Here is a 26,811-nt window from a genome sequence, read left to right on the forward strand (position 1 = left end):
TCCTAGTACCGCTGCTGGCCCGCCAGGTTTTCCTCCAGGATGCGCTGATACAGCGCGTAGCGGGCCGGGTCGATCTTGCCCGCTTGCAATGCCGCAACCACGCCGCAGCCCGGCTCATGGCGGTGGGTGCAGTTGTAGAAGCGGCAGGACTCGATCGGCAGGGTGAATTCGGGAAAGCCGCGGATGATGTCTTCGCGGGTCAGGTGCTGCAGCCCAAAGGCCTGGAACCCGGGCGAATCGATCAGGTCGCCACCGGGCGCCGGCAGGTGATACAGGCGGGTGCTGGTGGTGGTGTGCTTGCCCATGTCCAGCGCCGTGGAGTGTTCGCGCGTGGCCGCCAGGGCGTCGGGGATCAGGGCGTTCAGCAGCGTGGACTTGCCCATGCCGCTTTGCCCCAGCAGCAGGTTGGTGCGGCCCGCCAGGCGCGGGGCCAGCACGGTATGCACCTTTTCGGGTTCCAGCGCGCTCAGTTCGACGATGTCCACGCCCAGCGCGGCGATGGGCGCCAGCCGCGCGCGGGCGGCGGGCAGGGCGTCGACGAGGTCGGTCTTGTTCAGGATGATCAGCGGCGCGATGCCGGCGCTCCAGGCGCCGGCCAGCGCCCGGCCGGTCAGGTCGTCGGAGAACGTGGGCTGCACCGCGACGACGATCAGCAGCTGGTCGACATTGGACGCAAACTGCTTGGAGCGCATTTCGTCTGACCGGTACAGCAGGTTGCGCCGCGGCAGGATGGCGTCGATGGCGCCTTCGTCCTGGCCCTGGGGCGTGATGCGGACCCGGTCGCCGACGGCCGCGCCGGCCTTCTTGCCCCGCGGGAAGCACTTGCGCAGGCTGCCGTCGGCCAGTTCTACCGTGTAGTGGCGGCCGTGGGCCGCGATGATGCGGCCTTCGTTGGCGGCATTGGCAGGCGCGCTGTCTTGCGGCGCGTTGGCGAAGGTGGCCTTGGAGCGGTCGGACAGACTCATGCCGCGGGCGCCATCAGGTGGCGGATGCGCACGGCGGCGGGGGGATGGCTATCGTAGAAGGCAGAGTGCACGGGATCGGGTGTCAGGGTGGCGGCGTTGTCGTCGTAGAGCTTGACCAGGGCGGATACCAGGCGGTCGGGCGAGCTTTGTTCGGCCGCGTAGCGGTCGGCTTCGAATTCGTCGCGGCGCGAATACCAGCTGGCCAGCGGCGTGAAGATGAAGGTGAAGACCGGGATGGCCAAAAAGAACAGCAACAGCGCCATGGCATCGTTGCGCCCGCCCAATTGCGGCAGCACGCCCAGCCCTTCGTAGAACCACGGTTGCTGCGCGACCCAGCCCAGGATGGCGAAAAAGCCCAGTGCGGCGGCAAAGCTGAACAGGATGCGCTTGATGATGTGGCGCTTGGCGAAATGGCCCAGTTCGTGGGCCAGCACGGCTTCGATTTCGTCGGCGTTCAGGCGGGCCAGCAAAGTGTCGAAGAACACGATGCGGCGCGAGCGGCCAAAGCCGGTGAAGTAGGCATTGCCATGCGCCGAGCGGCGTGAGCCGTCCATGACGAACAGGCCGTTCAGCGCAAAGCCGCAGCGCTGCGCCAGGCGCTGGATGCGTCCGGCCAGTTCGGGGTCGGACAGCGGCGTGAACTTATTGAACAGCGGCGCGATGAACATCGGGTAGATGATCAGCAGTGCAAGGTTGAAGGCGGTCCAGAGCGCCCAGGCCCAGACCCACCAGTATTGGCCGGCGCTACCCATCAGCCAGAGCACCGCGGCGGCCAGCGGCAGGCCCAGCGCGGCGGCGACCAGCAGGCCCTTGAAGGCGTCGGACAGGAACAGTTCGGGCGTCATGCGGTTAAAGCCGAAACGGGCTTCGAGCTTGAACTGCCGCCACAACGTGAAGGGCAGGCCCAGCAGGCCGAGCAGCAGCGCCACGGCGACCAGCAACAGCATCTGGCGCAGGAAATCATTGCTGGTAAGCTGGCCTACCAGCAGATCGATCGCCTGCAATCCGCCCATCAGCGTCAGGCACACCAGCAGGATGGCGTCGTAGGTGCGTTCGAGCATGCCCAGCTTGACGCGCGCCACCGTGTAGTCGGCCGCCCGCTGGTGGCTGGCCAGGCCGATACGATGCGAGAATTCGGGCGGTACCTGGTCGCGGTTGCGGGCCACGTGGCGGATCTGCCGGGTGGCCAGCCACATGCGCACGGCGATATCGGTCAGCAGGAAGGCAACGAACAGCAGTGTGAACATGGGCAATGCGGCAGGCTCAAGTAGGTATGTGCGAAAATCGCGTGTTTTATAGGCAAATTATATGGCTGTGAACGAAAACCGCCTGGTCTGGCTCGACATGGAAATGACCGGCCTGGACCCTGAAAAAGAACGCATCATCGAGGTCGCCGTGGTGGTGACCGAGGCCGACCTGACCGTGGTCGCCGAAGGCCCCGTGCTGGTGGTGCACCAGTCCGACAGCCAGCTTGACGCCATGGACAACTGGAACAAGTCCACCCACGGCAAGAGCGGCCTGATCGACAAGGTGCGCGCATCGACGATTTCCGAATCGCAAGCAGAGGATACGCTGTTGGCGTTTCTTGCGCAGCACGTGCCGGCGGGCAAATCGCCGCTGTGCGGCAATACCATCAGCCAGGACCGCCGGTTCATGTTTGCTTACATGCCGCGCCTGGAACAGTTCTTCCATTACCGCAACCTGGACGTCAGCACGCTGAAGGAATTGGCGCGTCGCTGGGCTCCCGCGGTATACAAGGGCTTCGAGAAGAAAAGCCGCCACGAAGCGCTGGCCGACATCTACGAATCCATCGACGAACTCAAGTACTACCGCGAGCACTTCCTCAAGGTGTAAGCGCCATGGCGTCCTTTCCCGTTACCCAGATACGCCAGGCCGAACGGCTGGCCTTGGCGCAGGGGCGGGAACTGATGCCGATCGCGGGCGCCGCCGCAGCCGATTTCATCGCGTCGCGGTTTGCGCCGCCCGCCCGGGTGCTGGCCGTGGCCGGCCCGGGCAACAACGGCGGCGATGCGCTCACCGCGGCCACGCGGCTCAAGGCGCTTGGCTACGCGGTCGACCTCTATCTGCCGTCCGGGTCCGAAGCATTGCCGCCCGATGCCTCCCGCGCCTGGCTGCGCTGGCATGAGGCGGGCGGCGCTTCGCTTGCCGCCCTGCCTGACCTCGACGGTTACGCTGTTGTCATCGACGGCCTGTTCGGTATCGGCCTGAATCGTCCCCTGGAAGCCCCCTGGCAGGTCCTGATCGACCGCCTCAACAGCGGCGCCGCGCCGGTGCTGGCGCTGGACGTGCCCAGCGGCATCGACGCAGATACCGGCCAGGCGCTGGGCCGCCCCGTGCGCGCTCGCTGGACGCTGAGTTTCATTGCGATGGCGCGGGGGCTGGAGGCGCCGGGGGCGGGCCACGACGCGGCCGGTGAATGCCATGTGCATGACCTGGGCGTGGCGATGCCGCCGCCCGCGGCCACGGACTGACCCGTTGCTGCCTGGGTGCGCCAGTCAGGCGGCAGGCGGCCGTCCGCCGAAGCGCGACTCGCCTTCGGCCGTCAACGGCGTATAGCGGTCGTTGTCCTTGCCCGCCAGGGCGTCCAGGTGCGCTTCCGAGGCATCGAAGACCCGCCAGTAGATGCGCCCGCACAACTCACGCGCCGCGTGGCCCGGCCAGTTGTCCGGCAGCATGGGCGTGGGCAATTGAGGGTCGTGCAGCACGATGCGGCGCCAGCTGTGCAGCAGCAGCACCCGGGCGATGAACGCCTCGGCGGGCGCCGGGGCGTCTTCCAGCAATTTTTCCAGCGGACCGAAATTCTTGATGAATTGCCGGTATTGCTCGGCCACATCGTCCAGGTTCCAGCATTGCGAGGCCAGGCTGGCGATGGGCAGGCCGCCCGCGCCGGCCAGGTCCCGCGCCGACAGCACCAGGGCACGGTCGGGGATGCCCAGCTTTTCCAGGATTTCGTGGGCGGCGCGCGCTTCGGTGTGCGGATGGGCGAACAGGCCCGGCGCGATCATGCCGAAGCCTTCCCAGACCAGTTCACGGCGCAGCTCGGCGCGCTCGGCCAGGCCGTTGCCGGTGCGCGGCAGGGCCACCAGCGTCCATTCCCCGTTCCAGTCGCGCGGCGCGCCCTCGTAGATGCGTTGCGAGGCGTGCGCGGTATGGCGCGCGCCGTGTTCGGAAATCAGGTAGAGGCTGCGCCGGCCGTGGCGTTCGGATTGCAGCCAGTTCTGCGCCACCAGCCGGAACACGCTGGTGCGCAGCAGGCGCTCGTTGATCCCCAGGGGGGCCAGCAGCTCGATCAGGTCGCCCAGCCAGATGGCGCCGCCATGCAGCGTCAGGGCGTCTCCCAGCAGGCTCACGCACAGGGATTTGGCCCGCGGCGGATCGTTCTTGATCAGGCGTGACAGGTAACGGTCCAGGGGCGACTGAGGGTTTGCCATAAGGGGGGCCGGGGACGGCCGGTATCGGGATCCTCGATATGATACATAAATCCAATGTGATACAGATTTGGGTTTGACAATGGTTTTTTTGTATTAAATAATCCACCTATGACATGACGGCACTGCGCGACGTTTGCTTTGCGTTTGCGCAAACCGTCTCAAGGAGACAACCATGTACGCTCAACTCGTCGAAACCGGCGTCAAGCAGGTCAAGACCGCGGACCAGCTCGAAGGCCCGGAACAGACGTTCCAGCGCCGCATCGACGATGGCGTGCGGATCGAGGCCAAGGACTGGATGCCCGAGGCCTACCGCAAGACGCTGGTGCGCCAGATCTCGCAGCACGCGCACTCTGAAATCGTCGGCATGCTGCCCGAAGGCAACTGGATCACCCGTGCGCCGTCGCTCAAGCGCAAGGCCATCCTCCTGGCCAAGGTGCAGGACGAAGCCGGCCACGGGCTGTACCTGTACAGCGCCGCCGAAACCCTGGGCGTGTCGCGCGACGACCTGATCGACGATCTGCATGCCGGCCGCGCCAAATACTCCAGCATCTTCAATTACCCCACGCTCAGCTGGGCCGACATCGGCATGATCGGCTGGCTGGTCGACGGTTCGGCCATCATCAACCAGATTCCGCTGTGCCGCTGTTCGTACGGCCCGTACGCGCGGGCCATGGTGCGCGTCTGTAAGGAAGAGTCCTTCCATCAGCGCCAGGGCTACGACCTGCTGATGCAGATGTGCCTGCACGGCACGCCCGAACAGAAGGCGATGGTGCAGGACTCCCTGAACCGCTGGTGGTGGCCGGCGCTGATGATGTTCGGCCCCTCTGATGCCGACTCGCCCAACAGCGCCCAGTCGATGGCGTGGAAGATCAAGCTCTTCTCCAACGACGAACTGCGCCAGAAGATGGTCGACCAGACCGTGCCGCAGGCCGAATTCCTGGGCCTGACCGTGCCGGATCCCGAACTGAAGTGGAACGCCGAACGCGGCCACTACGACTTCGGCGAAATCGACTGGTCCGAGTTCTATGCGGTGCTCAAGGGCCACGGCCCCTGCAACCGCGAGCGCCTGGCCGCGCGCGTCAAGGCGCACGAAGACGGCGCCTGGGTGCGCGACGCGCTGGTCGCCTACGCCGACAAGCAGGCCGAACGCAAGGCTGCCTGAACCTGGCCGGGCCCCGGCCCGGCACTGCCACTCCATCACTTATTCATACCCGGGCGCCGCGCGCCCGGCATTCGAGGATATCCATCATGAGCAAAGACTGGCCTCTGTGGGAAGTGTTCATCCGCAGCCAGCACGGCCTGGCGCACAAGCACGTGGGCAGCCTGCATGCCTCCGATGCGGAAATGGCGATCAACCACGCCCGTGATGTCTACACGCGCCGCAATGAAGGCCTGAGCATCTGGGTCGTGCGTGCCGCCGACATCTCGGCCAGCAGCCCCGGCGACAAGGACCCGTTGTTCGAGCCGGCCAACAGCAAGGTCTACCGGCATCCGACGTTTTTCCCGATGCCCGAAGAAATCAAGCACATGTAAGACGGCGGGGGAGACATGGACAAGACTTTCTTTGAATACCTGCTGCGCCTGGGCGACAGCTCGCTGATTTTGTCGCAGCGCCTGGGCGCCTGGACCGGGCACGGCCCCATCCTGGAAGAAGACCTGGCGCTGACCAATACCGCGCTGGACCTGCTGGGCCAGGCCCGCATGTGGCTGACGCTGGCCGGCGAAGTCGAAGGCGCCGGCCGCGACGAAGACGCGCTGGCCTACCTGCGCGACGCCCACCAGTTCCACAACCCGCTGCTGGTCGAACGGCCCAACGGCAACTACGCCGACACCATGGCGCGCCAGTTCCTGTTCGACGTGTGGCATTACTTCCTGCTGCAGCGCCTGGCCGAATCGTCCGACGAGCGCGTGGCCGCCATTGCCGCCAAGTCGATCAAAGAGGTTACCTACCACGTGCGGCGCTCGTCCGACATGGTGGTGCGCCTGGGCGACGGCACCGAGGTCAGCCATGCGCGTATGCAGGCGGCCATCGATGACGCCTGGCGCTTCACCGGCGAATTGTTCGCCGACGATGCGATCGACCAGGACATGGCCGCGCGCGGCATCGGCTGTGAACTGGCCGCCCTGCGCGGCCCCTGGGACCAGCATGTGCGCGAAGTGCTGCAGGAAGCCACCCTGACGGTGCCCGATGCCGCGGCCGCGGACCACCTGGCGTATCGCGGCGGCCGGCAAGGCAAGCACACCGAGGAGCTGGGCTACGTGCTGGCCGAGATGCAGTTCCTGCCGCGCGCCTATCCGGGAGCCACCTGGTGAACGCGTTGGCGCCCGTGTCCATCGACCAGGTCTACGCCTGGCTGCAGGAGGTCCCCGATCCGGAGATCCCCGTGCTGTCGGTGGTCGACCTGGGCGTGGTGCGCGAGGTGTCCTGGGACGGGCAGGCCTGTGTGGTCGTCATCACGCCTACCTATTCAGGCTGCCCCGCGATGCGCGAGATCACCGAAGACATCCGCCAGGTCCTGGCGCGCCATGGCATTGGCGAAGTCCACGTGCAGACCCGCCTGTCGCCTGCCTGGACCACCGACTGGATGAGCGAAAAAGGGCGCGCCGCGCTCAAGGGCTACGGCATCGCCGCGCCCGCGCAGCAGGCCATCGATATCTCGGGCATCAGCCGGCGCGCCGCCGGCCCGGCCATCGAGTGCCCGCGCTGCGGTTCGCGCGATACGCGCCTGGTCAGCAATTTCGGCTCGACGTCGTGCAAGGCGCTGTATCGCTGCGTCGCCTGCCGCGAGCCCTTCGATTATTTCAAGACTCACTGAGCGTGGTTTCCCATGAGCCTGAACCAATTCCATTCCCTGAAGGTGGCCTCGGTGGCGCGCAACACGCGCGACGCGGTGGTCGTCACCTTTGACCTGCCCGACACGCTGGCCGATGAATTCGCCTTCCTGCCCGGGCAATACCTGACGCTGCGCACGCAGTTGAACGGCGAAGAACTGCGCCGCTCGTATTCGATCTGTTCGGCGCCGCGCGACAAGCTCTTGCGCGTGGCCATCAAGAAGGTCGACGAAGGCGCGTTTTCCAGCTGGGCTAATCATGAACTGCAACCGGGCCAGACACTGGAAGTGATGGCGCCGGCGGGCAATTTCACCATCGACTTTTCGCCCGAGAACGCGCGCCACTACGTGGCCTTCGCGGTGGGCAGCGGCATCACGCCGGTGTTCTCGCTGGTCAAGACCGCGCTGTCGACCGAGCCCGACAGCAAGTTCACGCTGTTCTTCGGCAACCGCGCGTCGTCGGCCGTGCTGTTCCGCGAAGAAATCGAAGACCTGAAGAACCTGTACATGGAACGGTTCTCGCTGGTCTATGTGATGAGCCGCGAAACCCAGGACATCGAACTGTTCAACGGCCGCCTGGATGGCGACAAGGTCGACCAGCTGATGTCGGCCTGGATGAGCCCCGAGGATATCGATTACGCTTTTGTGTGCGGTCCGCAGACCATGACCGAAAGCGTGGTCGAACGTCTACAGGCTCGCGGTATCCCGAAGACGAACATCAAGTTCGAACTGTTCGGCGCGCCCAAGGGCCCGCGGGCGCTGCGCACCGGGCAGGAAGCCCGCCAGGCCCCCGGCAAGGGGCAATGCGAGGTGACCGTGGTGCAGGACGGCCACAGCCGCAAGTTCGTCATCGACAAGAACAAGGACAGCGTGCTGGATTCGGCGCTGGCGCAAGGCATCGAGCTGCCGTATTCGTGCAAGGGCGGGGTGTGTTCCACCTGCCGCTGCAAGGTGGTGGAAGGCGAAGTCGACATGGATGCCAACTTCGCCCTCGAAGATTACGAGGTGGCCCGGGGTTTCATCCTGAGCTGCCAGAGCTTTCCGGTCAGCGACCGCCTGGTCATCGATTTCGACCAGGAAACCTGACCGCCGCGAGACAAGTCATCGGTTCCGGCCGGTCTGGCCGGGCAGAGAATATTCAATATTTGGAGAGACGCAGTGTCCCAGAAATTCTTCGAACGCCATCAAGCCCTGCTGGAACAGGCCCTGGCCGCCGCCTCGCTGCGCGGCTACTGGAGCCCGTTTGCCGAATCCCCCAGCCCCCGCAACTACGGCGAAACCGCCAACGATGACGGCCGCGCCGCCTTCGAAGCGTTGCAGGGCAAGCCGTTTCCGCTGACGCAGCACGATGCCGACGGCACCGTGGGCAGCGAAAAGTCCCCCTATGGTTTCGACCTGGGCATCACCTATCCCCACGTGCCGGCCCCCAAGCTGGTTTCCGCCGCCAAGCGTGCGCTGGCCGATTGGCGCCGTGCCGGCCCGCAGGCCTGGGTGGGCGTGTCGCTCGAGATCCTGGCCCGCCTGAACAAGCTCAGCTTCGAGATGGCCTACGCGGTGCAGCACACCACCGGCCAGGGCTTCATGATGGCCTTCCAGGCCGGCGGCCCGCACGCGCAGGATCGCGGCTTTGAAGCCGTGGCGTATGCCTGGCAGGAAATGTCGCGCATTCCCGGCGTGGCCATCTGGGAAAAGCCGCAGGGCAAGAACGACCCGATCCGCATGGAAAAGCACTTCACCGTGGTGCCGCGCGGCGTGGCCCTGGTGATCGGCTGCTCGACCTTCCCGACCTGGAACGGCTACCCCGGCCTGTTCGCCAGCCTGGCCACCGGCAACACCGTCATCGTCAAGCCGCACCCGGGCGCGATCCTGCCGCTGGCGCTCACCGTGAAGGTGGCGCGCGAAGTGCTGCAGGAAGCTGGTTTCGATCCCGACGTGGTGCAACTGGCCGCGCATGCCGCCGACGAAGACACCGCCCGTCAACTGGCACTGGACCCGGCCGTCAAGATCATCGACTTCACCGGCAGCACCGCCAACGGCGACTGGCTCGAGAACAACGCCCGCCAGGCGCTGGTCTACACCGAGAAGGCCGGCGTCAACCAGGTCATCATCGACTCCGCCGCCGACCTGAAGGGCGTGGCGCGCAACCTGGCGTTCTCGCTGGCCCTGTATTCGGGCCAGATGTGCACGGCGCCGCAGAACATCTACGTGCCGCGCGACGGCATCCAGACGCCCGAAGGCCGGGTCAGCTTCGATGAGGTCGCCGCCGCCCTGGGCGCCGCGGTCGACAAGCTGGGCGCCGACGCCGCCAAGGCTGTGGAACTGACCGGTGCGATCCAGAACGAAGGCATCGTGGAACGCATCGAAAAGGCCCGTGCGCTGGGCATGCCCGTGGTGGCCGACAGCCGCACGCTGGTACACCCGCAGTTCGAGAATGCCCGCGTGCGCACGCCGCTGGTGTTGCGCACCGAAGCCGGTAACGCGGCCATCAGCCAGGAATGGTTCGGCCCGATCGCCTTCGTGGTGGCCACGGATTCCACCGCGCACAGCATCCAGCTGGCGCGCGACAGCGTGATCCAGCACGGCGCCTTGTCGCTGTCGGCCTACACCACCAACAACGAGGTGGCTGAACAGGTGCAGGACGCCGCCGAAGAATCCGGCGTGTCGCTGTCGTTGAACCTGACGGGCGCGGTCTTCGTCAACCAGACGGCCGCCTTCAGCGATTTCCACGGCACCGGCGCCAACCCGGCCGCCAATGCGGCGCTGTCCGACACGGCCTTCGTGTCGAACCGCTTCCGCGTGGTGCAGACCCGCCGTCACATCTAAGCGGCGGACCCGGACATGAACTATCAAGACATCCAGTTCGAACTTGCCAACGGCATTGCGCGCCTGACGCTGAACCGCCCGGACAAGCTCAACAGCTTCACCGCCAACATGCACGGCGAAGTCGCCCACGCCCTGACGCGCGTCGAAACGGAAGGCGCGCGCGTGCTGGTGCTGACCGGCGCCGGCCGTGGCTTTTGCGCCGGCCAGGACCTGAGCGAGCGCAAGCCCGCGCCGGACGGCACGCCGCCCGACCTGGGCGAGACCGTCGACAAGTTCTACGGCCCGTTGGTGCGCCGCCTGAACGCCTTGCCCTTGCCCGTGGTGGTGGGGGTCAACGGCGTGGCGGCGGGGGCGGGCGCCAACCTGGCATTCGCGGGCGACATCGTCATCGCCAAGGAATCGGCCAACTTCATCCAGTCGTTCTGCAAGCTGGGCCTGATCCCCGACACGGGCGGCACGTTCGTTTTGCCGCGCCTGGTGGGACGTGCCCGCGCGATGGGGCTGGCAATGCTGGGCGACAAGCTCAGCGCGCGCCAGGCCGAAGCCTGGGGCCTGATCTGGCAATGCGTGGCCGACGACGCATTCGACGCCACGCTCGATCAACTGGCGCAGCATTTCTCGCGCGCCCCGACCAAGGGCCTGGCCTTCACCAAGCGGGCCTTGCAGGCCAGCCTGGGCAACGACCTGGCGACCCAGCTGGACCTGGAACGCGACATGATGCGCGAACTGGGCCGCAGCGCCGATTACGCCGAAGGCGTGGCGGCCTTCCTGGGCAAACGCGAACCGCAGTTCAAAGGGCAATGATGAGCACGCACGTTCCGCCCGTCGAGGCGCCGGCCGATCCCCAGGAACTGGCGCAGGCCGTGGGCACGGTGATGTATGCCGGCGACGCTGCGTCGCAAGGCCTGGACATGAAGGTCGAGGAAATGGCACCGGGCTACGCCCGCCTGACCATGCGGGTGCGTCCCGACATGCTCAACGGCCACAAGACCTGCCACGGCGGTTTCATCTTCGCCCTGGCCGACAGCGCCTTTGCCTTTTCCTGCAATTCGCGCAACGTCAGCACCGTGGCCTCGGGCTGCACCATCGACTACCTGGCGCCCGGCTTCGAAGGCGACCTGCTGACGGCGGTGGCGCAAGAGCGTTCGCTGGCCGGCCGCACCGGCGTCTACGACGTCACCGTGACCAACCAGGATGGCCGCAACGTGGCGTTGTTCCGCGGCCGTTCGTACCGGATCAAGGGGCAGATCGTCGGCACGCCGGCTGAAGGCTGAACCCGCCCATCCCCCCAAGACAAGGCCGCCGGACGAGGCGCGCGCGGAGCGAATCCGCGTCGCCCGGACCGGCGTAAAGAGAATTCCAGGAGAGAGATAACCATGTCCAACACCATGAGCAAGCCGGGGCTGGACCCCATCGAGCATGCCAGCCAGGACGAGCTGCGGGCGCTGCAGCTGCAACGCCTGAAGTGGTCGGTCAAGCATGCCTACGACAATGTGCCGCACTACAAGACGGCCTTCGACGAGGCCGGCGTGCATCCGGACGACCTGAAGCAGCTGTCCGACATTGCCAAGTTCCCGTTCACCACCAAGAAAGAACTGCGCGAGAACTATCCGTTTGGCATGTTCGCCGTGCCGCGCGAGCGCATCTCGCGCATCCACGCGTCCAGCGGCACGACCGGCAAGCCCACGGTGGTCGGCTACACCAAGAGTGACCTGGACAACTGGGCCAACCTGGTGGCGCGCTCGATCCGTGCGGCCGGCGGCAAGCCCGGCGACACGGTGCACGTGGCCTACGGCTACGGCCTGTTCACGGGCGGCCTGGGCGCGCATTACGGCGCCGAGCGGCTGGGATGTACGGTCATCCCGATGTCGGGTGGACAGACTGAAAAGCAGGTGCAGCTGATCAACGATTTCCGTCCGGACATCATCATGGTCACGCCCTCCTATTTCTGCAATATTCTCGAAGAACAGCGTCGCCAGGGCATTGATCCGCGTCAAAGTTCGCTGCGCATCGGCATCTTCGGCGCCGAGCCCTGGACCGGCCAGATGCGCGCCGACATCGAAGCCGAAGCCGGCATCGACGCCGTCGACATCTACGGCCTGTCCGAAGTGATGGGCCCCGGCGTGGCCAGCGAGTGCGTCGAGACCAAGGACGGCCCGGTCGTCTGGGAAGACCATTTCTACGCCGAGATCATCAATCCGGACACGGGCGAGCCCGTCGCGGACGGCGAGCCGGGCGAACTGGTGTTCACGTCGCTGACCAAGGAAGCGATGCCGATCATCCGCTACCGCACCCGCGACCTGACGCGCCTGTTGCCGCCCACCGCGCGCAGCATGCGCCGCATCGGCAAGATCACCGGCCGCAGCGACGACATGCTGATCGTGCGCGGCGTGAACATGTTCCCGACGCAGGTCGAAGAACTGGTCCTGAAGATCGCGCAACTGGCCCCGCACTACCAACTGGTGCTGTCACGCTCGGGCAATATGGACGAGCTCGAGATCCTGACCGAAGTGCGCGCCGAATTCTCGACCCTGTCGGATGCGGAACGCGCCGCCCTGGGCAAGCAATTGCAGCATGCGGTCAAGACGCACATCGGCGTCAGCGCCCGCATCCAGGTGTCGGAATCGGGCCACGTCGAACGCACCTTGACGGGCAAGGCCCGCCGCGTGATCGACAAGCGGCCCAAGGGCTGAGGCGGGCGCAGCGCCCCGCGCACAGGCGGCACAGCGGCGCTGATGCGCAATGGAAAAAGGCAGCCATCGGCTGCCTTTTTTTCTGGCGGGTCCTGCCTATTTCGCGACGGTGCGCACGATGTGCCGGTACCAGAAGTGCAGCAGCGCCGCGGACAGCGCCAACCCCACCATCGCCATCAGCCACATGCTGCCGGCGCCTTGCGGTGATCCCGGTACCAGGACGTTGCGCAGCCCGTCCAGGCCGCCGCGTCCCGGGCCGAAGCCAAACCACCAGCCGCCGACCAGGCCCACCCCGGCCAGGGCCACCGTCTGCAGCAGCAGCGGCACCACGGCCACTTTGTAGGCTCGCAGCAAGTACGAGTTGATGCATTGCATCGAGTCGAACAGGTGAAACAACGGCAGCACCGCCAGCAGCGTGGTGGCGACCGCGGCGACCTGGGGATCGCCCGTGTAGGCGGCCAGGATCAGCGGCCGGCCCGCCAGCAGCACCACGGCGGTCAATAGCGCACCCATCAGCCCCAATACCAGGCCGGCCATGCCGGTACGATGCGCGTGCGCCAGGTTGCCGGCGCCGATCGCCTGCGCCGTCAGCGCGGCGGTGGCCACGCCCAGCGCCATCGGCATCATGTAGCACAGCGCCGCCAGGTTCGACATGATCTGGTGGCCGCCGGTGACGTACGTGCCTTCTCGAGCGACCAGCAGCGCCATGAAGGTGAAAGCGGACACTTCCACCAGGTACGAACCGCCCATCGGGATGCCCAGGCGCAGCAGTTCCTTGAGCGATTTCCAGTCGGGTCGGCCCACGTGCAAGTGGAAGCGGCGGTAGTAGCGGTCGTGGGTGACGACCCACAGGCCCAGCCCCAGGCTCATCCACGAGACGAGCGCGGTGGCCAGCCCGGCGCCAGTGGCGCCCATGGCGGGCAGGCCCAGGTTGCCGTAGATGAACAGCCAATTGAAGAAGGCCTTGAAGCCGATGGCGGTCAGGTTGATCGCCATGACCAGCTTGGGCCGCGACACCGATGTGCCCAGCGCGTAGATGGTGCGAAACACCAGGGCGGCGGGCAGCGCCAGCACCAGTGCGCGCAGGTACGACGCGATGCGGTCGCGCACGGCGGGGTCGACATTGCCCGACATGGACAGCCACAGGTCCGGGAACAGCATCAGGATGGCGCCCACCACCGACAGGCCCAGCGCCAGCCAGACGCCCTGGCCCCAGCTGCGGCCGACTTCCAGGTTGTTGCCCGCGCCGAAGTGCTGCGCCAGGATGGGAATGAGCGCGTGTACGACGCCCATCAGGCCCACGAAAATGGTGATGTAGATAGAGGCGGACAGCGCCATCGCCGCCAGGTCGGTGGCGCTGGCGTGGCCGGTCATGGCGGTGTCCAGCACGCCGAACGAGATGCCGGCCCATTGGCTGATCAGCACCGGCCAGGCCTGTTTGGCGATGCCGCGCAGGGTGGCACCGAAAGAGATCGGCGCCGCGAGGGAAGGGGTCATCGGTTGGGGCCGACGCGCAGCAGGCGGAACACCTCCTGGCGGTCGGCGCGACGTCCGCCCTGCCACAGCACGTCCGCGCTGTCGCTATAAGCGGCGGTGTTGTCGCGCAGGCTCTGGTTGGTGGTCTGCTGCAGCACCAGCGTGCACTTGGAGTCGAAGGTGAACGTCAGGTTATTGAAAATCAGGAACGACGCACGCTGGCCGCTGCCCAGGCTGAGTCCGCGCACGCATTCGCCAGGACGGGTGTTCTGCGCCACGGCCTGGGCGAGCTCTCCCGATACCGTGCGATAGCTGCGGGCGTAGTCGACCGCGGGCTGCCACAGCAGCACCAGCAGGATCCAGGTCACGGTCAGGCCGCCGGCCGACAGCACGGTGCCGCGCCACAGGGCTTGCGGCTTGACCCGCAGGCGCCAGACCACTAGCGCGATCCAGCTGAGGGTGAACACGACCGCCAGGGCAAACGCGCCCCAGGAAATCACCGGCTCGTAGCCGGTCGTCTGGCGGCCGATGTTGCGCGAAATCTGGGCAGGCCATTGGAAGTGCAGGGCAATCCAGCCCAGCCAGGCGGTGGCGGCCGTGAGCGAAAAACACATCACCGCAAACCAGTCCAGCGTATTGACCACGCCGCGCCGCAGGGTCGGCAGCGAGAATGCGCCCAGCACCGCGCACGGCACGGCCATCAGCACGTATTCGGAATCGCTGGCTTCGTCCAGCCCGAACAGCACCAGCGCCGCGCAGATCAGCAGCATCAGCGGCAGCCAGATATGCGGGGCGTAGATCCAGGCGCGCCAGCGCCAGATGGCCACGAGCGCCAGTGGCCAGGTGGGCCACAGGTACCACGGCAGATCGCGCAGGGTGCGGCCCACGTCGCGCCACGGGGGCACCGCGAACGACGACAGGTTCCAGCTCTTCCAGTTGCGGATCCAGTATTCGCTGCTATGGCTTGCCGGTATCCACCAGGCCAGGATCAGCGCGGCGGCGACCAGCGCGGCCCAGGGCAGCCAACGCTTGTGCTTCCACAAGGGGCCACGCGGATAGAAGGCGAGCAGGGCGGCGACCATGACCGGCAAGGCGCCGATCCAGCCTCGGGTGAGGAAACTGGCCGCGACCGCGATCCCCAGCGTGGTGGCGCCGGAGATCGGGCGATCCACCGTGCGCGCCATGGAATAGAACGCCAGGGCCTGGCACGCCATGATGGCCGGCACGACGGTGGTTTCATGGGTGCGCTGCAGGATGCCGACGGTCGCCAGCAGCAGCAGCAGCGCGGCGTCGGCCAGCATGCGGCCGTAGTCGCGTGGTTCGGGTTCGCCGCCAAACGGCAGGGCCAACGGCTGGGCTTCGCTGCGGCGGCCCAGCAGGTAGGTGCCGTACCAGACGCTCATGGCGGTAATGCCGAACCACAGCAGGTTCGGCAGACGGCCGGCGGTGATGTCGCCGATGAACGGGCCGAACAACCAGATCGATACCGCGCCCACCCAGGTGATCAGCGGGCCTTCCTCGGCATGGGCCAGGTGCCCCACTTGCGGCAGCAGCCAGGTGATGCCGCCTTCGCGAATGGCGGTGATCATCGTGGCCAGGCCGACCGCGTCATCCGTTTTCCACGGGTCGCGCATGAACAGGCCCGCCACGATATAGGCCAGTGCCAGCCCAAGCAGAATCAGCCTGGGCAGCTTTGCGGTGGCAACCGACGTGAGCCGGGCCGGAGTGGAAATAGAAAGTGGGGACACGGGCGTTAATGTAACCGAGTGATCGGGAAGCGCCAGCCCCTGGTGTGACGATGAGCAGGGCCCGGGGAAAAAAAAGCAGCCCGAAGGCTGCCTTTTTGCTGTGACTCCCGTAGGAGCGACAGGATCAGGAAGCGGACTTGACCGTGCCGGCCGTACGGGCGAAACGGGCGCGGAACTTTTCCACGCGGCCGGTTTCGACGATACGCGTCTGGGCGCCCGTGTAGAACGGGTGCGATTCGGAGGTCACGTCGCACTTGAAGAGCGGGTACGTCTTGCCATCGAGTTCGATGGATTCGCGCGTGTGGACCGTCGAACGGGTGATGAACTTGTTGCCCGTTTGCAGGTCGGCGAAGACGACTTCGCGGTATTCGGGGTGAATGCCTTCTTTCATGGTGCTTTCCTAGGGCTCAGACAAGAGCCGTTCAAAAGTTAGGGTCGCCAGCAGGATCGCGCGGGGTGCCACTGGGGTTGCCACAATGGACTGCCGCTGTTCTTGCCACGTATCCGAAAAGTAACTGCGAATTCTAGCATGGGATCGGCTGGATCGGCCAGGGGTTACGGGCGGCGCTGCGCAGCGCCGCCCGGGCTCCTCTATATGGGGACAGGACCACCGGCGATCAGAGTTCCGTGCGCAGCTTCCAGATCTCGGGGAACAGCACCACTTCCAGCATGCGCCGCAGGTAGTCCACGCCCGAGGTGCCGCCGGTGCCGCGCTTGAAGCCGATGACGCGTTCGACCGTGGTGACGTGGCGGAAACGCCACAGGCGGAAGGCGTCTTCCAGGTCGGTCAGCTTTTCGCCCAGTTGGTACAGGTCCCAGTAGCGGTCCGTGTCGCGGTAGACCGTCAGCCAGGCCTGCTCGACGCCGTCCGACGCCTGGTAGGGCTGGGTCCAGTCGCGCTCCAGGTGGTCGGCCGGCACCGAGACGCCATGGCGGGCCAGCAGGCGCAGCGATTCGTCATACAGCGACGGCGCTTCGTAGGCCTGGCGCACCTGGGCAAGCAGGTCTTCGCGATGCGCGTGTGGCTTGAGCATGGCCGCGTTCTTGTTGCCCAGCAGGAATTCGATCTGGCGGTACTGGTAGCTCTGAAAGCCGCTGGATCGCGCCAGGTAGGGGCGCAGGGCGGAATACTCGGGCGGGGTCATGGTCGCCAGCACGTCCCAGGCGTGCACCAGCTGTTCCATGATCTTGCTGACGCGGGCTAGCATCTTGAAGGCGGGCTGCAGGCGGTCCGCGGCCACGTTGGCGATGGCCGCGCGCAGCTCGTGCAGCATCAGCTTCATCCAGAGCTCGCTGGTCTGGTGCTGCACGATGAACAGCATTTCATTGTGCTCGGGCGACAGTGGGTGCTGGGCGCCCAGCAGCGCATCCAGGTGCAGGTAGTCGCCGTAGGTCATGTCGCGCGCGAAGTCCAGCTGCGCCTTTTCTTCGCGGACGATGTCTTCGGGGCGTTCGGGGCGGCTCATGCTTGGCCTCCGCAGGGCGGGGCGGCGCGGCGGGCGGACGCGGGCAGGCTGCGCCAGCCGCAGAACGGCAGGCAGGCGCAGGCAAGCGCCATGCGCGGATCGGATAGGTGTGTCATGGTCGTGCTTCTTTCACAAAGCGGGCGGCTGGCGCAAGGCACGGGCGCGCTTGCCGCGCCGCAATGCTGGTTGCGCCCGGCCTGCCCGACGGCCGGTGTTTCAGCCCAGTTCGCGCAAGACGGCGCGCACCGGGCTGGCGTCAGCCTGGACCAGAGCCAGCGGCAGGGCGATCAGTTCGTAATCGCCTTCCGGTACGTCATCGAGCACCAGGTTCTCGAGAACCCGCATGTCGTGGCGCAAGATGGTGTGATGGCTGTCCAGGGTCTTGCTGGACGCGGGGTCGATGCTGGGGGTGTCCAACCCGATCAGCATGACGCCGCGTTCGGCCAGCCATTCGATGGTTTGGGGCGCGTAGGCCGAGAAGTCGTCGGTCCACCATTCCTGGGCGGCGTGCTTGGCCGTGCGCACCAGGATGCGCGGGGGCAGGTTGGCCGCCGCGTGCAGCAGATGTTCGGGGGTGATGAGCGAGCCGCAGTCGATCGCGTGGATGACGCGGCAAGGGCCCAGGAAAGGCTCGAGCGACACCGTGCCGATGGCGGCGGCGCCGTTCTGGTAATGCAGCGGCGCATCGGCATGCGCGCCCACGTGCGGCGACAGCGTGATTTCGCTGACGTTGACCGGACAGCCGGGCGCGAGCGACCACTTCCATTGCTGGCGGTACGGCGTGTCGCCCGGAAACACGGGCGAAGCCGTGGAGACGGGCGGGGAAATGTCCCACAGGCGTTTCATGGAAGTCGCTGGATCGCGAAAGCGGAAATTAGGTTAAGCCTAAAACAATCTCGGGCCGTAGTCTAACGAAATCCCGGTCGGGACGCAGCCCCCTGGGGGCGCCGTCACAAGCGGCCCAGTTCCGCCATGGATGCCACTTCGTCGCCCGCGACGATCAGGTGGTCCACCAGCGAAACGTCCACCAGCGCCAACGCCTGCTTCAGGTGCCGGGTGAAGGCCTGGTCGGCCGCGCTGGGTTCGGCCAGGCCCGATGGATGGTTGTGCGCCACGATCAGGGCCGCCGCGTGGTGCCGCAGCGCCTCGCGCACGACCTCGCGGGGGTAGACGGATGCCTGCGACAGCGTGCCGCGCGCCAGTTCGCCGCTGGCGATCAGCCGCAACTGGCTATCCAGGTAGAGGGCGATGCAGTGTTCGACGCGGCGGTGTGCCAGCGTGACCTTGCAATATTGTTTCACCCGGGCAGGGTGGTCCAGCGTGCTGTCACGGGTGAGTTCTTCTTCGACGGCGCGTTTGGCCAGTTCCAGCACCGCTGCCAGGGAGCAGGCCTTGGCGGTGCCCAGGCCGGGCACGGCCAGCAATTCTTCCGGCGTGGCCCCCAACAGCCCGCGCAGCCCGGAAAAGCGTTCGAGCAGCCGGCCCGACAGGTCCAGCACGTTCAGGCCCGGCACCCCGGTGCGCAGGCCGATGGCGAGCAGCTCGGCATTTTGTAACGCGGCGGCCCCGTGACGCAGCAGACGCTCTCGGGGACGCTCTTGTTTGGACACCCGCACAGACAATTTCATAAGAGGCTCTAAAATCAGGGTTTACTTACTGTTTAAACACGGTGGCAGATCGTGAGCATCGCCTCTAATGAAGTGAACGTTTTGGTCCGTCCGGACTCCTACCTGACGCTGCACTACCGCATTACGCTGGCCTCCGGGCCGGGCCAGGATTCGGTGTTCACCGACACCTTCGACGGCCGTCCGGCCACGCTGCAGATGGGTAGCGGCCAATGGGCGCCGGGCCTGGAAACCGCCTTGCTGGGCAAGGCCGAGGGCGACCGCTTCAGCGTCACCATCGAACCGGCTGACGCCTACGGCGACCGCAACCCCGAACTGATCCAGCGCGTCACGCGCAAGATGCTGGCCGAACATGCCGGCGCCGACGCCACCTTCGAGCCGGGTGACCTGGTCGAATTCGCCGCGCCCAACGGCGGGCGCTATTCGGGCGTGCTCAAGGAAATCAACGAGGAATCGGCGCTGTTCGATTTCAATCACCCGCTTGCGGGCGTCCGGTTGCGAGTCGACGTGGCGCTGTTGGGAGTTCTCTGATGAGCCAGGTCGTCACCGCCGCCGACGCCGAAGTCCTGCTGGCGCAGCCGCGCGGCTTCTGTGCCGGCGTCGATCGCGCCATCGACATCGTCGAGCGCGCGCTCGAACTTCACGGCGCGCCGATCTACGTGCGCCACGAAATCGTGCACAACCGCTACGTGGTCGAAGACCTGCGCGCCAAGGGCGCCATCTTCATCGACGAACTCGAAGATGCGCCCGCGGGCGCGATCGTCGTCTTCTCGGCCCATGGCGTGTCCAAGGCGGTCCGCGCCGAGGCCGACGCCCGCGGCTTGCAAGTGTTCGATGCCACCTGCCCGCTGGTCACCAAGGTCCATATCGAGGTCGCCCGCATGCGCGCGGCCGGCCGCGAGATCATCATGATCGGCCACAAGGGCCATCCGGAAGTCGAGGGCACGCTGGGCCAGGCCCAGGGCGGCATGTACCTGGTCGAGACCGTCGAAGACGTGGCCGGCCTGGAAGTCACCAATCCCGACAACCTGGCCTACGTCACGCAGACCACGCTGTCGGTGGACGACGCCGCGGCTGTCTCCAAGGCGCTCAAGGCGCGCTTTCCCAGCATCGTCGAGCCCAAGAAAAGCGACATCTGCTATGCCACCCAGAACCGCCAGGACGCGGTCAAGGTGCTGTCGCCCGAGTGTGACCTGGTGCTGGTGGTGGGCAGCCCCAACAGCTCCAATTCCAATCGCCTGCGTGAGGTCGCCGACCGCATGGGCGTGGCGTCGTACCTGATCGACGGCGCGCAATCCATCGATCCGGCCTGGCTGGTCGGGCGCAAGCGCATCGGCGTCACTGCCGGGGCCTCGGCGCCGGAGATCCTGGTGCAGCAGGTGATTGCCCGCGTCAAGGAATTGGGCGCGGTGTCGGTACGCACCATGCCGGGCCTGGAAGAAAACGTGGCGTTTCCGCTGCCCAAGGGCCTGTCGCGCAAGGTCGCGCAGACCGAATCGCTGGAATAGGCGCCAGGCGTTCCGGCGCCCCCTCGATAAGCGCAACGCCCGGCGGGCGTTGCGCGCGACAAGAACCAAGGAGACTTCATGCAGTTGTACAGCTATTTCCGCAGCTCGGCCGCGTACCGGGTGCGCATTGCCTTGAACCTGAAAGGCCTGCCGTACGAATACCTGGCTGTGCATCTATTGAAGGATGGCGGGCAGCAGTTGTCGCCCGGCTACCGCAAGGTCAATCCGACGGGCCTGGTGCCCACGCTGATCGACGGCGACGCCGTCATCGGCCAGTCGCTGGCCATCATCGAGTACCTGGAAGAAACCCATCCGCAGGTGCCGCTGTTGCCGGCGGACCCGATCGGCCGCGCGCGGGTGCGCGACCTGGCGTTGGGCATTGCCTGCGACACGCATCCCTTGAACAACCTGCGGGTGCTGAAATACCTGAAGCACACGCTGGGCGTGGACGAAGCCGCCAAGAACGCCTGGTACCGGCACTGGGTGGATCAGGGGCTGCAAGCCCTGGAAGCGCAATTGACGGGCTCCCAAGCCACCGGCAAGTTCTGCCATGGCGATACGCCCACCATTGCCGATCTTTGTCTCGTGCCGCAGGTGGCCAACGCGCGCCGCCTGGAATGCGACCTGAGCGCCATGCCCACGGTGGTGCGCATCGACGCCGCCTGCCGCGAATTGGCCGCCTTCGACGCGGCCGCGCCGGGCAAACAGCCGGACGCCGAATAAAGCCAAACCGGCCGGGTTCCAGAGGGAGTCCCGGCCGGTCGGTGTGACGCCGCGGTGCAGCGCTGCGGCTCAAATCAGCGGTTCAGTCCCGGGGTTCAACCCCCGCGGTTCAACCCAACTGCACCGGCACGAAGATCTTGTCTTCACCGCGTTGCACCAGCAGCGCCACGGTCTTGCCGGCCTTGGACAAGGCATCCTTGACCTGGGCGACGTTGTGCACCGGCACGCCGTTCAGCGACAACAGTACGTCCCCCGGCTGGATGCCTGCCTTGGCGGCCGGCCCGGCCGACTGCTCGATCAACAGCCCTTGCGTGCCCGACGCTTCCTGCTCTTGCGGCGACAGCGGGCGCAGCGCCAGGCCAAGCTGACCCTTCTGCACTTCGCGGCTTTCGCCCGAGGCCTGCGTGCGGTCCTTGGGAATGCCGCCCAGGGTGGCCACCACTTCCTTGGCCCCGCCGTTGCGCCAGAGGTCCAGCGTGATCTTTTCGCCCGGCGTGGCCAGCGTGATCAGCGAAGCCAGGTCACCGGAGGACACGATGGTCTTGCCGTTGATCTTGCGCACCACGTCGCCCGGCTGCAGGCCGGCCTTTTCGGCGGCGCTGCCTTTTTCCACGCTGGACACCAGCGCGCCGGACGGCGTATCCAGCTTGAAGGAGTTGGCCAGGTCCTGGTTCACTTCCTGCACCGTCACGCCCAGGCGCGCATGCTGCACCTTGCCATGCTCCAGGATCTGGTCCTTGATCTTGTACGCCACGTCGATCGGAATCGAGAACGACAGGCCCTGGAAGCCGCCCGTGCGGCTATAGATCTGCGAATTGATGCCGACCACTTCACCGCGGTCGTTGAACAAGGGGCCGCCCGAGTTGCCGGGGTTCACGGCCACGTCGGTCTGGATGAACGGCACCGAGGTGTCGTCCGGCAACGAACGGCCCTTGGCGCTGACGATGCCCGCCGTGGCGGTGTTTTCCAGGCCGTAGGGCGAGCCGATGGCCAGCACCCATTCGCCCACCTGCAGCTGGTTCACGTCGCCCACCTTCACCACCGGCAGGTTTTTGGCGTCGATCTTGATGACGGCCACATCGGTCTGCGTGTCGGCGCCCAGCACCTTGGCGCGGTACTCGCGGCGGTCGGTCAGCTTGACCGTCACTTCCTTGGCGCCTTGCACCACGTGGGCATTGGTCAGGATGATGCCGTCGCTGCTGACGATGAAGCCGGAGCCTTCGCCGCGGATCGGCACCTCGCGCGACGGCATGCCGCCGCGCGCGCCCGGAATCTGGCCGAAGAACTGCGCGAACGGATCATCGTCGTCATCGGACACCTTGCGCGTGCCGCTGATGCTGATGTTGACCACGGCAGGACCGTAGTCGTGCGTGATCTGTACGAAATTGGGCGCGCTGGTCGGGCTGATCGCGGGGGCGGCAGCGGCCACGGGCGACGGCGCATTGGCGGCCATCGACACGCCGCCAAACGCGGCGGTGGCGCCCGCGCCGCCAATCGCGCCGGCGGCCAGCAGCGCCAGCACCAGGCGCGAGGGGGTCATTTGCGAGGTCTTCATGTCGGCTCCTGCGTTCATGTTTGAGGACATGGCGCTATCTTCGGGCCTGACACTTAGGTGAAACTTAAGTTGGCGGGTGGGACTGCGAAGTCGGCGCATTGCCCAGCGGAAAGTCGACCTTGGCCCGCAGGCCCTGGCCGCCAGGGGCGTCTTCCAGCGTGATGGCGGCGCCGTGGCGGTCGGCGATGGCGCGCGCAATCGCCAGGCCCAGGCCGCTGCCGTGCTGGGTGTTGCCTTCCACGCGATAGAAGCGGTCGAACACCCGCTCGCGTTCGGCGGCGGCAATGCCGGGGCCGTTGTCGTCGATCAGCAGGATCGCGCGGCCCGCCTGCGCATCCAGGCGGATATCGATGTGACCGCCGGCGGGCGTGTATTTGATGGCGTTGTCCAGCAGGTTGCGCGCCAGCAGGACCAGCGCATCGCGATGTCCGGTCACCCAGGCCTCGGGGGCGCCTTGCCGGTCCACCTCGATCTGCTTGGCATTGGCGGCCGCCAGAGTCTCGGACAGGGCCAGGCGCAGCACGTCGCCCAGGTCCACCGGGGCGGCGGGCGGCTGCTCGGCGGTGTCTTCGTGGCGTGCCATGGACAGCAATTGCTCGACCAGCCGCGTGGCACGCTCGATGCCGGCCGCCAGGCGCTGTTCTGCCACGCGCCGGCTGTCTTCGTCGCCTGCGCGGCGCAGGGATTGCAATTGCAGGTTCAGCGCCGCCAGGGGCGAGCGCAGTTCGTGGGCCGCGTCGCCGACGAACTGTTTTTGCAGTGCGAAGGCCCCGCGCATGCGTTCCAGCAGCAGATTCAACTCCTGCATCAATGGCCGGATCTCGTCGGGCAGGTCGGGCACGTCGATCGGCGACAGGTCTTCCGGCCGTCGGTCGGCCACCTGGGCGCGTGCGCGCTTGACCGGCCGCAGCGACCAGCTGACTACGCACCAGACGATCAGCATCAGCAGCGGCGCGGCCGCGGCGATCGGCGCGATCGTGCGCCAGGCCAGGGCGCTGGCCATGCGCTTGCGCACGTTCATGTCCTGCGCCACCTGGATCACCTGGAAAGGCGTGGCCAGTGAATAGACGCGGTAGGTGCTGCCTTCGACCTGGGCGTCGGCAAAGCCCAGGATGATCTGGTCGGGCAGGGGGCGGCGCGAACGCGAATTGAAGACGCGTACGCCGTCCGGCGTCCAGATCTGGATGATCAGGTCGTCGGCGACGGGGGTGGCGCTGCCCTTGGCGTGGGCCGGACCCATCCGCAACAGCCCATCGCCGGTACCCAGCGACAGCGCGGTGCGTTGCAGCAGCGAATCAAAAATGTCGTCGGCCTGCTGCAGCGTGCTGCGGTAGGCGATGGCGCCTTGCACCAGCGCGCCCACCGCAATGGCGGCGAGCAGGAACAACAGCAAGCGAGCCCGCAGCGAATAGCTAAGCGGAATGCTCATGTTTTGGGAATGACATAGCCGACGCCCCTGACGTTCTGGATCAGGTCCTGACCCAGTTTCTTGCGCAGGCCATGAATATAAACCTCAACCGCGTTGCTGCTGACGCTGTCCTTCCAGCTGTACAGCTTTTCTTCCAGCTGTGCGCGCGAGAAGATCATGCCGGGGCGGGCGATCAGGGGCTCCAGCACCGCCCATTCACGAGCGGTCAGCGGTACGGGCATGCCATTGACCGTCGCGGCGTGCGACTGCGGGTCGATGGTGACGCCGTCGTGTTCGAAGATCGGTTCGGCGCGCCCCGCGCTGCGGCGGATCAGGGCGCGCATGCGGGCCAGCAGTTCATCGACGTCGTAGGGTTTGACGATGTAGTCGTCCGCGCCGGCGTCCAGGCCCGCGATGCGATCGCTGACGGCGTCGCGCGCCGTGGCGATCAGCACCGGGGTGCGGTCCTTGCGGCCGCGCAGGTCGCGCAGTAGCGCCAGGCCATCGCGCTTGGGCAGGCCCAGGTCCAGCAGGACAAGATCGTAGGGGTCGGTGCGCAGCGCCAGTTCGGCGGCCTGGCCATCTTTGACCCAGTCAACGGCGTAGTGCTCGGCGCGCAGGCAATCCAACACGCTTTCACCGATCATGATGTCGTCTTCGACAAGAAGGATGCGCATGGTTGTTCCAGCCTGATGGGGGTTCCAGCAGGTTGGATGCGTGAGGCGGGGCGGGAGTTCCCGGGCGGGTGGCGCAGCGCAGGGCTTGCCGTGCGCGGAAATGAAAAAAGCAGCCCGAGAGGGCTGCTTTTTGAATTCTGGTGCCGGCAATAGGAGTCGAACCTACGACCTTCGCATTACGAATGCGCTGCTCTACCAACTGAGCTATGCCGGCAAGACCATTTGCTTTGTTTCCGGACATGCCAGAAGAGACAAGCAAAACATCTTTTTCTTCCCAATTCAGCGCCTTTTTATGGGGCCTGATCTGGAAAGACCGAAATCATATCAGAGTTTTTTGGTGATGGGAAACGTGCGATGCAACTTTCCACAAAAACTTCGTGATTTGCACACTTCAAAATTTTCGTTCATAATCTCGTTTCTTAGCAGTTCCCCGATAGCTCAGTCGGTAGAGCGACGGACTGTTAATCCGCAGGTCGCTGGTTCGAGCCCAGCTCGGGGAGCCAAAGAATTCAGGGCCATTCACGCAAGTGAATGGCCCTTTTGGTTTGGGTTTTCGGTTTGAATCTTGGCATTCTGGTGAAAGGTTGGTGTTATGTAATAACATTCCATTTTTCACTGGGTGGGTCATCATGCAGACAGAAAGCGCGGCACGGCCGCAAGACGGGCGCCTGCCCGTGACGGTGTTGTCCGGATTCCTGGGCGCCGGCAAGACCACGTTGCTCAATCACGTGCTGAACAATCGCGAGGGCCGGCGCGTCGCGGTCATCGTCAATGACATGTCCGAGGTCAACATCGATGCCCGGCTGGTGCGCGAAGGCGGCGCGGCTCTGTCGCGGGCCGACGAGAAACTGGTCGAGATGAGCAATGGCTGCATCTGCTGTACGTTGCGCGAAGACCTGTTGATCGAGATTCGCCAGTTGGCCGAAGCGGGGCGGTTCGACTATCTGCTGATCGAGTCCACGGGCATCTCCGAGCCGCTGCCGGTTGCCGAAACCTTCACGTTCCGAGACGAAGATGGGTCCAGCCTGTCCGATATCGCGCGACTGGATACGATGGTGACGGTCGTAGATGCATTCAATTTCCTGCGCGATTACGCCAGTCACGACAACCTGGCCGCGCGCGGCCAGGCGCTGGATGAGCAGGACGGGCGCACGGTGGTGGACTTGCTGATCGAGCAGGTCGAATTTTGCGACGTCATGGTGTTGAACAAGACCGATCTGGTGGCAGCGCATGATCTGGCGCGGCTCGAGGCCATCCTGCGCAAGCTGAATCCGCGCGCTGATATCGTGCGCGGCGAATTCGGCCGCGTGCCCTTGGCGCGCGTGCTCGATACCGGACGCTTCGATTTCGACGAGGCGGCGCAGGCGCCCGCCTGGCTCAAGGAACTGCGCGGCGACCACGTGCCCGAAAGCGAGGAATACGGCATCGGCAGTTTCGTGTTTCGCGCCCGCCGGCCGTTCCATCCGCGGCGGCTGTGGGATTGGGTCCACGAGGAATGGCCCGGCGTGGTGCGGTCCAAGGGCTATTTCTGGCTGGCAACGCGACCGGCGATTGCGGCATCCTGGTCGCAGGCCGGGCCGGTGACGCGCTACGGCGCGGCGGGTTATTGGTGGGCCGCGCTGCCAGCTGAGCGCTGGCCCGAGGATCCCGAATCGCGCGCCCGCATCGTCGCTGAGTGGGACCCGGTCTATGGCGACCGCTGCCAGGAATTGGTGCTGATCGGCATCGGCATGGATGAGCCCGCCTTGCGTGCGCGGTTGACGGCCTGCCTGATGACGCAGGAAGAAATGACCCGTCCGGCGATGGAATTGGCTACGATCCCGGATCCGTTCCCCATCTGGGGTGCGGCGCACTAGGGGAG

27 protein-coding genes and 2 tRNA genes are annotated in these 26,811 nt (G+C 66.0%); 16 read left to right on the forward strand and 13 right to left on the reverse strand.

Annotation, left to right across the window (positions count from 1 at the left end):
* Positions 1-2: 2 nt before the first annotated feature.
* Together rsgA and U858_RS0126765 are read right to left on the reverse strand one after the other, a co-directional pair.
* Entirely contained in the window at positions 3-965 is a 963-nt protein-coding gene (gene rsgA / locus U858_RS0126760; protein WP_025140194.1) for a ribosome small subunit-dependent GTPase A, read from the reverse strand.
* Positions 962-2,212 (reverse strand): M48 family metallopeptidase, encoded by a 1,251-nt coding sequence (locus U858_RS0126765; RefSeq protein WP_025140195.1) that lies wholly within the window; start codon positions 2,210-2,212, stop codon positions 962-964. Before U858_RS0126765 ends, rsgA begins: the two co-directional genes overlap by 4 nt.
* A 61-nt stretch (positions 2,213-2,273) precedes the next feature.
* On the opposite strand from U858_RS0126765, the gene orn reads away from it, so the two are divergent.
* Positions 2,274-2,819, forward strand: a complete 546-nt coding sequence (gene orn, locus U858_RS0126770; RefSeq protein WP_025140196.1) for an oligoribonuclease — start codon at positions 2,274-2,276, stop codon at positions 2,817-2,819.
* Positions 2,820-2,824: 5 nt separating this feature from the next.
* Entirely contained in the window at positions 2,825-3,457 is a 633-nt protein-coding gene (locus tag U858_RS0126775; RefSeq protein WP_025140197.1) for an NAD(P)H-hydrate epimerase, read from the forward strand.
* A gap of 24 nt (positions 3,458-3,481) precedes the next feature.
* On the opposite strand, the gene paaX is transcribed toward U858_RS0126775, so the two are convergent.
* Complete coding sequence (gene paaX, locus U858_RS0126780) at positions 3,482-4,417, reverse strand: phenylacetic acid degradation operon negative regulatory protein PaaX (RefSeq protein WP_025140198.1); 936 nt, start codon at positions 4,415-4,417, stop codon at positions 3,482-3,484.
* Positions 4,418-4,589: 172 nt separating this feature from the next.
* Between paaX and paaA the strand changes: the two genes are divergently transcribed.
* From paaA to paaK, 9 genes are all read left to right on the forward strand, one after another.
* Positions 4,590-5,579 carry a 1,2-phenylacetyl-CoA epoxidase subunit PaaA gene (paaA, locus tag U858_RS0126785; RefSeq protein ID WP_025140199.1) on the forward strand — a complete coding sequence of 330 codons (990 nt, stop codon included), beginning with the start codon at positions 4,590-4,592 and terminating at the stop codon, positions 5,577-5,579.
* 86 nt (positions 5,580-5,665) lie between these two features.
* Complete coding sequence (gene paaB / locus U858_RS0126790) at positions 5,666-5,950, forward strand: 1,2-phenylacetyl-CoA epoxidase subunit PaaB (protein ID WP_025140200.1); 285 nt, start codon at positions 5,666-5,668, stop codon at positions 5,948-5,950.
* 15 nt (positions 5,951-5,965) lie between these two features.
* Positions 5,966-6,730 carry a 1,2-phenylacetyl-CoA epoxidase subunit PaaC gene (gene paaC, locus U858_RS0126795; protein ID WP_025140201.1) on the forward strand — a complete coding sequence of 255 codons (765 nt, stop codon included), beginning with the start codon at positions 5,966-5,968 and terminating at the stop codon, positions 6,728-6,730.
* Positions 6,727-7,233: a 1,2-phenylacetyl-CoA epoxidase subunit PaaD gene (gene paaD / locus U858_RS0126800; RefSeq protein ID WP_025140202.1), complete on the forward strand. Its 507-nt coding sequence runs from the start codon at positions 6,727-6,729 to the stop codon at positions 7,231-7,233. The genes paaC and paaD overlap by 4 nt, the downstream gene beginning before the upstream one ends.
* A gap of 12 nt (positions 7,234-7,245) precedes the next feature.
* Entirely contained in the window at positions 7,246-8,334 is a 1,089-nt protein-coding gene (paaE, locus tag U858_RS0126805) for a 1,2-phenylacetyl-CoA epoxidase subunit PaaE (RefSeq protein ID WP_025140203.1), read from the forward strand.
* Between the two features lie 72 nt (positions 8,335-8,406).
* Entirely contained in the window at positions 8,407-10,071 is a 1,665-nt protein-coding gene (gene paaN, locus U858_RS0126810) for a phenylacetic acid degradation protein PaaN (protein ID WP_025140204.1), read from the forward strand.
* Between the two features lie 15 nt (positions 10,072-10,086).
* Positions 10,087-10,875: a 2-(1,2-epoxy-1,2-dihydrophenyl)acetyl-CoA isomerase PaaG gene (gene paaG / locus U858_RS0126815; RefSeq protein ID WP_025140205.1), complete on the forward strand. Its 789-nt coding sequence runs from the start codon at positions 10,087-10,089 to the stop codon at positions 10,873-10,875.
* Positions 10,875-11,345 carry a hydroxyphenylacetyl-CoA thioesterase PaaI gene (paaI, locus tag U858_RS0126820; RefSeq protein WP_025140206.1) on the forward strand — a complete coding sequence of 157 codons (471 nt, stop codon included), beginning with the start codon at positions 10,875-10,877 and terminating at the stop codon, positions 11,343-11,345. Before paaG ends, paaI begins: the two co-directional genes overlap by 1 nt.
* Positions 11,346-11,447: 102 nt before the next feature.
* Positions 11,448-12,764: a phenylacetate--CoA ligase PaaK gene (gene paaK, locus U858_RS0126825; RefSeq protein WP_025140207.1), complete on the forward strand. Its 1,317-nt coding sequence runs from the start codon at positions 11,448-11,450 to the stop codon at positions 12,762-12,764.
* 96 nt (positions 12,765-12,860) lie between these two features.
* On the opposite strand, the gene U858_RS0126830 is transcribed toward paaK, so the two are convergent.
* From U858_RS0126830 to radC, 6 genes are all read right to left on the reverse strand, one after another.
* Positions 12,861-14,261, reverse strand: a complete 1,401-nt coding sequence (locus U858_RS0126830; RefSeq protein ID WP_025140208.1) for an MATE family efflux transporter — start codon at positions 14,259-14,261, stop codon at positions 12,861-12,863.
* A complete protein-coding gene (locus U858_RS0126835) occupies positions 14,258-15,988 on the reverse strand; it encodes a glycosyltransferase family 39 protein (RefSeq protein ID WP_025140209.1) in 1,731 nt (576 codons plus the stop codon). The genes U858_RS0126830 and U858_RS0126835 overlap by 4 nt, the downstream gene beginning before the upstream one ends.
* Before the next feature lie 124 nt (positions 15,989-16,112).
* The gene (locus tag U858_RS0126840) at positions 16,113-16,379 is read right to left on the reverse strand and encodes a type B 50S ribosomal protein L31 (protein ID WP_025140210.1); all 267 of its coding nucleotides are present in this window, start codon (positions 16,377-16,379) and stop codon (positions 16,113-16,115) included.
* Between the two features lie 226 nt (positions 16,380-16,605).
* Complete coding sequence (kynA, locus tag U858_RS0126845; RefSeq protein WP_025140211.1) at positions 16,606-17,454, reverse strand: tryptophan 2,3-dioxygenase; 849 nt, start codon at positions 17,452-17,454, stop codon at positions 16,606-16,608.
* A 216-nt stretch (positions 17,455-17,670) separates the two neighbouring features.
* The gene (gene kynB / locus U858_RS0126850; RefSeq protein ID WP_025140212.1) at positions 17,671-18,300 is read right to left on the reverse strand and encodes an arylformamidase; all 630 of its coding nucleotides are present in this window, start codon (positions 18,298-18,300) and stop codon (positions 17,671-17,673) included.
* 104 nt (positions 18,301-18,404) lie between these two features.
* Positions 18,405-19,082, reverse strand: coding sequence for a DNA repair protein RadC (gene radC / locus U858_RS0126855; RefSeq protein ID WP_025140213.1), 678 nt, complete (start codon positions 19,080-19,082; stop codon positions 18,405-18,407).
* Between the two features lie 51 nt (positions 19,083-19,133).
* Here radC and U858_RS0126860 point away from each other — a divergent pair, with 51 nt between their 5' ends.
* From U858_RS0126860 to maiA, 3 genes are all read left to right on the forward strand, one after another.
* Complete coding sequence (locus tag U858_RS0126860) at positions 19,134-19,610, forward strand: peptidylprolyl isomerase (RefSeq protein ID WP_025140214.1); 477 nt, start codon at positions 19,134-19,136, stop codon at positions 19,608-19,610.
* Positions 19,610-20,587 carry a 4-hydroxy-3-methylbut-2-enyl diphosphate reductase gene (ispH, locus tag U858_RS0126865; protein WP_025140215.1) on the forward strand — a complete coding sequence of 326 codons (978 nt, stop codon included), beginning with the start codon at positions 19,610-19,612 and terminating at the stop codon, positions 20,585-20,587. Before U858_RS0126860 ends, ispH begins: the two co-directional genes overlap by 1 nt.
* Positions 20,588-20,665: 78 nt before the next feature.
* Complete coding sequence (gene maiA, locus U858_RS0126870; protein WP_025140216.1) at positions 20,666-21,310, forward strand: maleylacetoacetate isomerase; 645 nt, start codon at positions 20,666-20,668, stop codon at positions 21,308-21,310.
* A 109-nt stretch (positions 21,311-21,419) separates the two neighbouring features.
* Here the strand turns inward: maiA and U858_RS0126875 are convergent, their stop codons facing one another.
* From U858_RS0126875 to U858_RS0126890, 4 genes are all read right to left on the reverse strand, one after another.
* Positions 21,420-22,865 (reverse strand): DegQ family serine endoprotease, encoded by a 1,446-nt coding sequence (locus U858_RS0126875; protein WP_025140217.1) that lies wholly within the window; start codon positions 22,863-22,865, stop codon positions 21,420-21,422.
* A 64-nt stretch (positions 22,866-22,929) separates the two neighbouring features.
* The gene (locus tag U858_RS0126880; RefSeq protein WP_025140218.1) at positions 22,930-24,294 is read right to left on the reverse strand and encodes an ATP-binding protein; all 1,365 of its coding nucleotides are present in this window, start codon (positions 24,292-24,294) and stop codon (positions 22,930-22,932) included.
* Complete coding sequence (locus U858_RS0126885) at positions 24,291-24,950, reverse strand: response regulator transcription factor (protein ID WP_025140219.1); 660 nt, start codon at positions 24,948-24,950, stop codon at positions 24,291-24,293. Before U858_RS0126885 ends, U858_RS0126880 begins: the two co-directional genes overlap by 4 nt.
* Positions 24,951-25,088: 138 nt before the next feature.
* Positions 25,089-25,164, reverse strand: a tRNA-Thr gene (locus tag U858_RS0126890).
* Positions 25,165-25,377: 213 nt separating this feature from the next.
* On the opposite strand from U858_RS0126890, the gene U858_RS0126895 reads away from it, so the two are divergent.
* Both U858_RS0126895 and zigA read left to right on the forward strand, forming a co-directional pair.
* A tRNA-Asn gene (locus U858_RS0126895) sits at positions 25,378-25,453 on the forward strand.
* A 126-nt stretch (positions 25,454-25,579) separates the two neighbouring features.
* A complete protein-coding gene (gene zigA / locus U858_RS0126900) occupies positions 25,580-26,806 on the forward strand; it encodes a zinc metallochaperone GTPase ZigA (RefSeq protein ID WP_025140220.1) in 1,227 nt (408 codons plus the stop codon).
* Positions 26,807-26,811: the final 5 nt, after the last annotated feature.

Source organism: Achromobacter sp. DH1f, from assembly GCF_000633435.1.
Taxonomy (GTDB): domain Bacteria; phylum Pseudomonadota; class Gammaproteobacteria; order Burkholderiales; family Burkholderiaceae_B; genus Achromobacter; species Achromobacter deleyi.